At 68.6% G+C, this 8,173-nt stretch carries 8 protein-coding genes and 1 pseudogene; all 9 read right to left on the reverse strand.

The features are described from left to right. Window positions 1-38: 38 nt before the first annotated feature. Entirely contained in the window at window positions 39-338 is a 300-nt protein-coding gene (rplW, locus tag ETD96_RS11535; protein WP_089324464.1) for a 50S ribosomal protein L23, read from the reverse strand. A gap of 12 nt (window positions 339-350) precedes the next feature. Beyond that, window positions 351-953, reverse strand: coding sequence for a 50S ribosomal protein L4 (gene rplD / locus ETD96_RS11540; protein ID WP_138636309.1), 603 nt, complete (start codon window positions 951-953; stop codon window positions 351-353). Beyond that, window positions 950-1,600, reverse strand: coding sequence for a 50S ribosomal protein L3 (gene rplC, locus ETD96_RS11545; RefSeq protein ID WP_138636310.1), 651 nt, complete (start codon window positions 1,598-1,600; stop codon window positions 950-952). Before rplC ends, rplD begins: the two co-directional genes overlap by 4 nt. Before the next feature lie 15 nt (window positions 1,601-1,615). Next, on the reverse strand, window positions 1,616-1,924 hold the full coding sequence (gene rpsJ / locus ETD96_RS11550) for a 30S ribosomal protein S10 (protein WP_018657599.1): 309 nt from the start codon (window positions 1,922-1,924) through the stop codon (window positions 1,616-1,618). Window positions 1,925-2,032: 108 nt separating this feature from the next. Further along, the gene (gene tuf / locus ETD96_RS11555; protein ID WP_138636311.1) at window positions 2,033-3,226 is read right to left on the reverse strand and encodes an elongation factor Tu; all 1,194 of its coding nucleotides are present in this window, start codon (window positions 3,224-3,226) and stop codon (window positions 2,033-2,035) included. Between the two features lie 83 nt (window positions 3,227-3,309). Further along, entirely contained in the window at window positions 3,310-5,421 is a 2,112-nt protein-coding gene (gene fusA, locus ETD96_RS11560; RefSeq protein WP_138636312.1) for an elongation factor G, read from the reverse strand. A 40-nt stretch (window positions 5,422-5,461) separates the two neighbouring features. Continuing rightward, window positions 5,462-5,932: a 30S ribosomal protein S7 gene (rpsG, locus tag ETD96_RS11565; RefSeq protein ID WP_067806994.1), complete on the reverse strand. Its 471-nt coding sequence runs from the start codon at window positions 5,930-5,932 to the stop codon at window positions 5,462-5,464. Then, window positions 5,932-6,306 carry a 30S ribosomal protein S12 gene (rpsL, locus tag ETD96_RS11570; RefSeq protein ID WP_089324469.1) on the reverse strand — a complete coding sequence of 125 codons (375 nt, stop codon included), beginning with the start codon at window positions 6,304-6,306 and terminating at the stop codon, window positions 5,932-5,934. The genes rpsG and rpsL overlap by 1 nt, the downstream gene beginning before the upstream one ends. A 680-nt stretch (window positions 6,307-6,986) precedes the next feature. After that, window positions 6,987-8,173: pseudogene (locus ETD96_RS44600) on the reverse strand (hypothetical protein); the annotation flags it as partial.

Consider the following 8,173-nt stretch of genomic DNA (forward strand, 5'->3'; position numbering starts at 1 on the left):
TTCGTTCATCCCTTGTCTGCTTCGGGACCTCGGCCTGCTTAGGCCGGGCCGCCGAAGATGTCGATCCGCTCGCCCTCAGCCAGGCTGACGATGGCGCGCTTGGTGTCCTTGCGCTTGCCGTAGCCGAACCGGGTCCGCTTGCGCTTGCCCGGGCGGTTGAGCGTGTTCACGTTCGTCACCTTGACGCCGAACACCGCCTCGACGGCCTGCTTGATCTGCGTCTTGTTGGCGTCCGGGCGGACGACGAACGTGTACTTGTTCTCGTCCAGCAGCCCGTAGCTCTTCTCCGAGACGACCGGCGCGATGATGACGTCGCGGGGGTCAGCGATCTTGTTCATGTGCGACCCTCCTTACTTCTTCGCCGCGCGCGAGATGAACTCGTCGTACGCCGCCTTCGTGAAGACGACGTCATCGTTCACCAGCACGTCGTAGGTGTTGAGCTGGTCGGAGACGAGCACGTGCACGCTCGGCTCGTTGCGCAGGCTCTTCCAGGTCAGCTCGTCCTCGCGGTCCAGGACCAGGAGGACGCGCTTGGCCTCGGTGACCTCGCGCAGGGCCTTCAGCGCCGTCTTCGTCTTCGGGGTGTCGCCCTCGATGAGCCCGTCCACGACGTGCACCCGGCCGTACCGGGCGCGGTCGGACAGGGCGCCGCGCAGCGCGGCGGCCTTCATCTTCTTGGGCGTCTTCTGCGCGTAGTCCCGCGGCTGCGGGCCGTGCACGGTGCCGCCGCCGGCGAACTGGGGCGCGCGGGTCGAGCCCTGGCGGGCGCGGCCGGTGCCCTTCTGCCGGTACGGCTTCTTGCCGCCGCCGCGGACGTCGCCGCGGGTCTTGGTGGCGTGCGTGCCCTGGCGCGCCGCGGCCAGCTGCGCCACCACGACCTGGTGGATCAGCGGCACGCTGGTCTTCGCGTCGAAGACCTCGGCGGGCAGGTCGATGTCGAGCTTGGAGGTCACTTGCCCGTCCCCTTCACTGCGTCGCGGACCAGCACCACGCCGCCGTTGGGACCGGGAACCGCGCCCTTGATGAGCAGCAGGTTCTTCTCCGCGTCGATGGCGTGGACGGTCAGGTTCTGCACGGTGGTACGGGCGTTGCCGTGCCGTCCCGCCATGCGGAGGCCCTTGAAGACGCGACCCGGGGTCGCGCAGCCGCCGATCGAGCCCGGCGAGCGGTGCTTGCGCTGGGTGCCGTGCGAGGCGCCGAGGCCCTTGAACCCGTGGCGCTTCATGACACCGGCGGTGCCCTTGCCCTTGCTCGTGCCGGTAACGTCGATCTTCTGGCCGGCCTCGAAGACGCTGGCGGTGATCTCCTGGCCGAGTTCGTACTCGGTGGTGTCGTCAGCCCGCAGTTCGACGAGGAAACGGCGCGGCGTGACGCCGGCCTTCTCGAAGTGACCCGTGCTCGGCTTGTTCACCTTGCGCGGGTCGATCTGCCCGTACCCGATCTGGACGGCGGCGTAGCCGTCCTTCTCCTGGGTCTTGAGCTGGGTGACGACACACGGCCCGGCCTGGACGACGGTCACCGGAACGATCCGGCCCTCATCGTCGAAGACCTGGGTCATGCCGAGCTTCTCGCCCAGGACGCCCTTCCTCTGCGTACTCATCTCTCGGTGCGTCCCTTAGAGCTTGATCTCGATGTCAACGCCGGCCGGAAGGTCGAGCCGCATCAGCGAGTCGACCGTCTTGGGCGTCGGGTCGATGATGTCGATCAACCGCTTGTGCGTGCGCATCTCGAAGTGCTCGCGGCTGTCCTTGTACTTGTGCGGCGAGCGGATGACGCAGTACACGTTCTTCTCGGTCGGCAGCGGCACCGGGCCCGCGACCTTGGCGCCCGTCCGCGTCACCGTCTCAACGATCTTCTTCGCGGAGGTGTCGATGACCTCGTGGTCGTAGGCCTTGAGCCGGATGCGGATCTTCTGTCCCGCCATGGTGGCCTCGGTGTCCTTTGCTGTAGTGCCGCTGTTTACTTCAGAGTCGTGACGCGGCGGCCCGGCTTGGGGAGTCCCAGCGGCCGGGCCGCCGCGTGACGAGAGGTGTTACTTGATGACCTTGGTGACGCGACCGGCGCCCACCGTCCGGCCACCCTCGCGGATGGCGAACTTCAGGCCCTCCTCCATGGCGACGGGCTGGATCAGCTCGACGCGCATCTCGGTGTTGTCGCCCGGCATGACCATCTCGGTGCCCTCGGGGAGGTTCACCACGCCGGTGACGTCCGTGGTCCGGAAGTAGAACTGCGGACGGTAGTTGTTGAAGAACGGCGTGTGGCGGCCGCCCTCGTCCTTGGACAGGATGTAGACCTGCGCCTCGAACTCGGTGTGCGGGGTGTTGGTGCCCGGCTTGATGACGCACTGGCCGCGCTCGACGTCCTCGCGCTTGATGCCGCGCAGGAGCAGGCCGACGTTGTCGCCCGCCTGGCCCTGGTCGAGCAGCTTGCGGAACATCTCGACACCGGTGACGGTGGTCGAGGTGGACTCGGGCTTGATGCCGATGATGTCGACGGTCTCGTTGACGTTGACGACACCGCGCTCGATGCGGCCGGTCACGACGGTGCCGCGGCCGGTGATCGAGAAGACGTCCTCGATCGGCATCAGGAACGGCTTGTCGGTGTCGCGCACCGGCTCCGGCACGTTCTCGTCGACGGCGGTCATGAGCTCGACGATGGACTCGGCCCACTTCTCGTCGCCCTGCAGCGCCTGGTAGGCGGAGACGCGGATGACCGGGACGTCGTCACCGGGGAACTCGTACTCCGACAGCAGCTCGCGGACCTCGAGCTCGACGAGCTCCAGGATCTCCTCGTCGTCCACCATGTCGCACTTGTTCAGCGCGACGACGATGTAGGGCACGCCGACCTGGCGGGCCAGGAGCACGTGCTCCTTGGTCTGCGGCATCGGGCCGTCGGTGGCGGCCACCACCAGGATGGCGCCGTCCATCTGCGCCGCACCGGTGATCATGTTCTTGATGTAGTCGGCGTGACCCGGGCAGTCGACGTGCGCGTAGTGGCGGGCCTCGGTCTGGTACTCGACGTGCGAGATCGAGATCGTGATGCCGCGCTCGCGCTCCTCCGGCGCCTTGTCGATGTCCTCGAACGGCGTGAAGGGGTTGAGGTCCGGGTACTTGTCGTGGAGCACCTTGGTGATCGCCGCGGTATGCGTGGTCTTACCGTGGTCGATGTGTCCAATGGTGCCGATGTTCACGTGCGGCTTCGTCCGCTCGAACTTGGCCTTCGCCACTGGTTGCTCCTTGTTGCGATCCTCGGCCGTCTAGACGACCGCTTCGATGTACGTCCTGGTGATCTGTGGGCAGGCCGGGGTGCTTACTCGCCCCGCGCCTTGGCGATGATCTCCTGCGCGACGTTCGAGGGAACCTCCGCGTAGGAGTCGAACTGCATCGTGAAAACAGCCCGGCCCTGGGTCTTGCTGCGCAGATCACCCACGTAGCCGAACATCTCCGACAGAGGCACGAGCGCCTTGATGACGCGCATGCCGTGCCGCTCGTCCATGGACTGGACCTGACCGCGGCGGCTGTTGAGGTCGCCGATCACGTCGCCCATGTTCTCCTCGGGCGTGGTGACCTCGACCGCCATCATCGGCTCCAGCAGCGTGGGGGACGCCTTGCGGGCGGCCTCCTTGAACGCCATGGAACCGGCGACCTTGAACGCCATCTCCGAGGAGTCGACCTCGTGGTAGGCGCCGTCCTGCAGGGTGACCTTCACGCCCACCATCGGGTAGCCGGCGAGGACACCGAACTCGGCGGCCTCCTGGCAGCCCGCGTCGACCGACGGGATGTACTCCCGCGGGATGCGGCCGCCGGTGACCTTGTTCTCGAACTCGTAGCCGTCGGACCCGCCGCCCAGCGGCTCCAGGTCGATGATCACGCGGCCGAACTGGCCCGAGCCACCGGTCTGCTTCTTGTGGGTGTACTCGACCTTCTCGACCTTGCGGGTGATCGTCTCCCGGTAGGCGACCTGCGGCTTGCCGACGTTGGCGTCGACCTTGAACTCCCGCTTCATCCGGTCGACGAGGATCTCCAGGTGGAGCTCGCCCATGCCGGAGATGACGGTCTGCCCGGTCTCCTCCTCGGTGCGGACCTGGAAGGACGGGTCCTCCTCGGCGAGCCGCTGGATCGCGGTGCCCAGCTTCTGCTGGTCGGCCTTGGTCTTCGGCTCGATCGCGACGTGGATGACCGGCGCCGGGAAGTTCATCGACTCCAGGACGATCGGGTCCTTGTCGTCGCACAGCGTCTCGCCGGTGGTGGTCTGCTTGAGGCCCATCACCGCGACGATGTCGCCGGCGCCGGCGCGCTCGATCTCGGTGCGCTTGTTGGCGTGCATCCGGTAGATCTTGCCGATGCGCTCCTTGCGCTCCTTGACGGAGTTCATGACGCTGGCACCGGACTCCATGACGCCGGAGTACACGCGCACGAAGGTGAGCTTGCCCAGGTGCGGGTCGCTCATGATCTTGAACGCGAGCGCGGAGAACGGCTCGTCCTCGCTCGGCTTGCGCACGAGCACCTTCTCCTCGTCGCGGACGGCGTGGCCCTCGATGGCCTCGACGTCGAGCGGGGAGGGCAGGTAGCGGACGATCGCGTCCAGCAGCGGCTGCACGCCCTTGTTCTTGAACGCGGTGCCGCACATCACCGGGGTGAGCTTGGCGGCGACCGTCGCGCGGCGGATGCCGTCGTGGAGCTGCTCGACCGAGGGCTCGTTGCCCTCCAGGTACAGCTCCATGATCTCGTCATCATTCTCGGCGAGGGTCTCGACCAGCTTGTCGTGCCACTCGCGCGCCGCCTCGGCGTGCGTCTCGGGGATGTCGACCGTGTCGTACATCTCGCCGAGCTTGGCCTCCTCGTTCCACACGAGGGCCTTCATGTTGACGAGGTCGATGACGCCCTTGAAGTCGGCCTCGGCGCCGATCGGCAGCTGCAGCGCGAGCGGGGTCGCGTTGAGCCGGTTCTCGATCATGTCGAGGCAGCGGTGGAACTCCGCGCCGACCCGGTCCATCTTGTTGACGAAGCACATGCGGGGCACGTCGTACCGGTCGGCCTGGCGCCACACGGTCTCCGACTGCGGTTCCACGCCGGCGACACCGTCGAACACCGCGACCGCACCGTCGAGCACCCGCAGGTTGCGCTCCACCTCAACGGTGAAGTCGACGTGCCCGGGGGTGTCGATGATGTTGATCGTGTGATCGTCGTCGTTCACGGCCCAGTGGCAGGTGGTGGCGGCGGAGGTGATGGTGATCCCCCGCTCCTGCTCCTGCTCCATCCAGTCCATGGTGGCCGCGCCGTCGTGGGTCTCGCCGATCTTGTAGCTCATCCCCGTGTAGAACAGGATGCGCTCGGTCGTCGTGGTCTTGCCCGCGTCGATATGGGCCATGATCCCGATGTTGCGGACCTTGGCCAGGTCTACACCGGTTTTGGTAGCCACTGTCGTCCTCGCGTCGTCTCGTCGTTGCAGATCGCCGGGGTTACCAGCGGTAGTGGGCGAAGGCCTTGTTGGACTCCGCCATCTTGTGCGTGTCCTCGCGCTTCTTGACAGACGCGCCAAGACCGTTGCTCGCGTCGAGCAGCTCGTTCATCAGCCGCTCGGTCATGGTCTTCTCGCGGCGCTGCCGGGCGTAGAGCACCAGCCAGCGCAGGGCCAGGGTGGTGCTGCGGGCCGGCCGCACCTCGACGGGGACCTGGTAGGTCGCGCCACCGACGCGGCGGCTGCGGACCTCCAGGGTGGGCTTGACATTGTCGAGCGCGCGCTTCAGCGTGACGACCGGGTCGTTGCCGGTCTTCTCGCGCGCGCCCTCAAGGGCGTCGTACACGATGCTCTGCGCGATCGAGCGCTTGCCGTCCAGGAGAACCTTGTTGATGAGCGCGGTGACCAGCGGCGAGTTGTACACCGGGTCAGCGATCAGCTGGCGCTTGCCAGCAGGGCCCTTGCGCGGCATCAGCTCTTCTCCTTCTTCGCGCCGTAGTGGCTGCGCCCTTGCTTGCGGTTCCGGACGCCCTGGGTGTCGAGGGCCCCGCGGATGATCTTGTACCGAACGCCCGGGAGGTCCTTCACACGGCCGCCGCGCACGAGCACGATCGAGTGCTCCTGCAGGTTGTGACCGACGCCGGGGATGTAGGCAGTGACCTCGATCCCGCTCGTCAGGCGGACACGGGCGACCTTGCGAAGCGCGGAGTTCGGCTTCTTGGGCGTCGTCGTGTAGACGCGCGTGCAGACGCCCCGGCGCTGGGGGCTGCCCTTGAGCGCGGGCGTCTTGTTCTTGGTCACCTTGTCCTGGCGGCCCTTTCGGACCAGCTGCTGGATCGTGGGCACCGCGTCTCCGTCTTCCTCGTACCGAGCCGGTAAGTCTTATTGCTGCAATCACCACCTCAGGCGAGGCTGTGACCTGCCGGTTTCCCGACCTCTCCGACCCACGCGGTCGGGCGTGTCGCCGCCTCACGGAAATACACCCGCGCGAAACCGACACAGACCGCCCGGCCCCTGAAAGGACCGAATCAAGCCGGGGAGTAGATGCGGCGCTGGGGCTGGCCGACCGGCCTCGCCGACGCGCACGCACAGTGGCCCGCAGAGCGGGCGCAAGTGAAGAGGTTACCTATCCACAGACCAAAGTGCAAAGCGAGCGCGCACTATCGCGCGCGCCCCTGCGACGCAAGCCGTGGGACGGGTAGGGAGCCTTCTCCCTGAGACGGTAAACGACGAAATACCGACGGATGTTCCCCCACCCGGAGGCGTCCGTCCGGGGTGGGCGTCTGTCGGCATTGTGTCCCACGTTCCCGCCGCGGGGAAGACATGGGCCAACTTTTACGCCTCGGCCGCCGGCCTGCGGCGGCGCGGCCTGCGGTGAGGACCGGCGCATGGGGGACGGCCGTCAGCGGCAGCGAGACGGCCCCCGTCCGGGCCTCTCAGTGGAAGGTGCTGTCCACCGGGAGTCTCGGACGGAGGCCGTCCCCTACCGCTCTGTGACGCGCGTCATGCCCGCGCCGGTGCCGCCGCTAGATGACGAAGGCGACCACCAGGATGACGAGGATCACCACGACGGCGACGCCGCCGACGATGAGCCAGAGCATGTTCTTGCCGCCCTTGCCCTCCTCGGCGCCGGCGCCGTAGCCGCCGGGCTGCTGGCCGTACTGGCCCGGCTGCCCGAACTGGCCCTGCTGGCCGTACCCCTGCTGCTCGGGCTGGCCGAAGCCCTGCTGGCCGTACTGCTGCTGCTCGCCGGGCTGGCCGAACTGCTGGCCCTGCTGCCCGTAGCCCTGCTGCTGGTACGGCTGGCCGTACTGCTCGGGCTGCCCGAACCCGCGCTGCTGCTCGCCCGGCTGCTGCTGGCCGTAGCCCTGCTGCTGTTCGGGCTGGCCGTACTGCTGCTGCTGCCCGAACTGCTGCTGGGCCTGCTGCTGCGGCTGCTGCTGGCCCCACTGCTGCTGGCCGATGTCGAGCCGGGTGGCGTCGCCGAGACCGCCCGCCTCGGGGGCGGCGGCGTGCCGGCCCTGCGACGGGGCGGACGGGTCGAACGCCTCGGTGGGGCGCGCGTCCTCGACGCCGCTCTCACCGGGCGGCCGGTACAGGTCGTCCACCGAGGGCGAGGGGCCGGACGTCGTCGAGCCGGCGCCGAAGCCGGACTCGGGCGGCGGCACCATCATCGTCCGCTCGTGGTCGGCCTGCTCGCGGCCCTGGCCCGGCTGCGGCGCCTCCGGCGACCAGGGCTCCGGCGTCGACGGCGGCGCGGGCGCCTGCCACGGCTCGGCCGGCGGCTCCTGCCGCCGCTCGGGGCCGGTCGCGACCGGAACGTCGGTGCCGGGCGACCAGTGCAGCGTCGCCTGGTCGTCGATCACGGGCCGCGGCGGCGCGGGCTCCGGCGCCTCGGACGACGGCCCGGGGACGATCATCGTGCGGTCGGTCAGGGAGTCCTGCGGCGGCTGCTGGCCGAACTGCGGCAGCGGCTCCTGGGCCGTCTCCTGGGGCGTGCCGTGCACCGGCTGCTGCGGATAGGCGGGCGGCTGCTGCCCGTAGGGCTGCTCGGGCGGCTGCTGGCCGTACGGCGGCGGTTCCGGAGGCTGCCCGAAGCCGGGCTGAGGCTGGCCGTACTGCTGCTGCTCCTGCGGCGGAGGGAACCCGCCGGGCCCGGGGGCCGCGCCGTAGGGCATCTGCCCCGCGGGCGGCTGGCCGTACGGTGCCTGCT

The sequence above is a fragment of the Actinomadura geliboluensis genome (assembly GCF_005889745.1).
GTDB classification, from domain to species: Bacteria; Actinomycetota; Actinomycetes; order Streptosporangiales; family Streptosporangiaceae; genus Spirillospora; species Spirillospora geliboluensis.

Bases quoted from the DNA above. Each gene is read 5' to 3' on its own strand.
- rplW (WP_089324464.1), bottom strand. From the start codon at position 338: ATGAACAAGATCGCTGACCCCCGCGACGTCATCATCGCGCCGGTCGTC.
- rplC (WP_138636310.1), bottom strand. From the start codon at position 1,600: ATGAGTACGCAGAGGAAGGGCGTCCTGGGCGAGAAGCTCGGCATGACC.
- rpsJ (WP_018657599.1), bottom strand. From the start codon at position 1,924: ATGGCGGGACAGAAGATCCGCATCCGGCTCAAGGCCTACGACCACGAG.
- rpsG (WP_067806994.1), bottom strand. From the start codon at position 5,932: ATGCCGCGCAAGGGCCCTGCTGGCAAGCGCCAGCTGATCGCTGACCCG.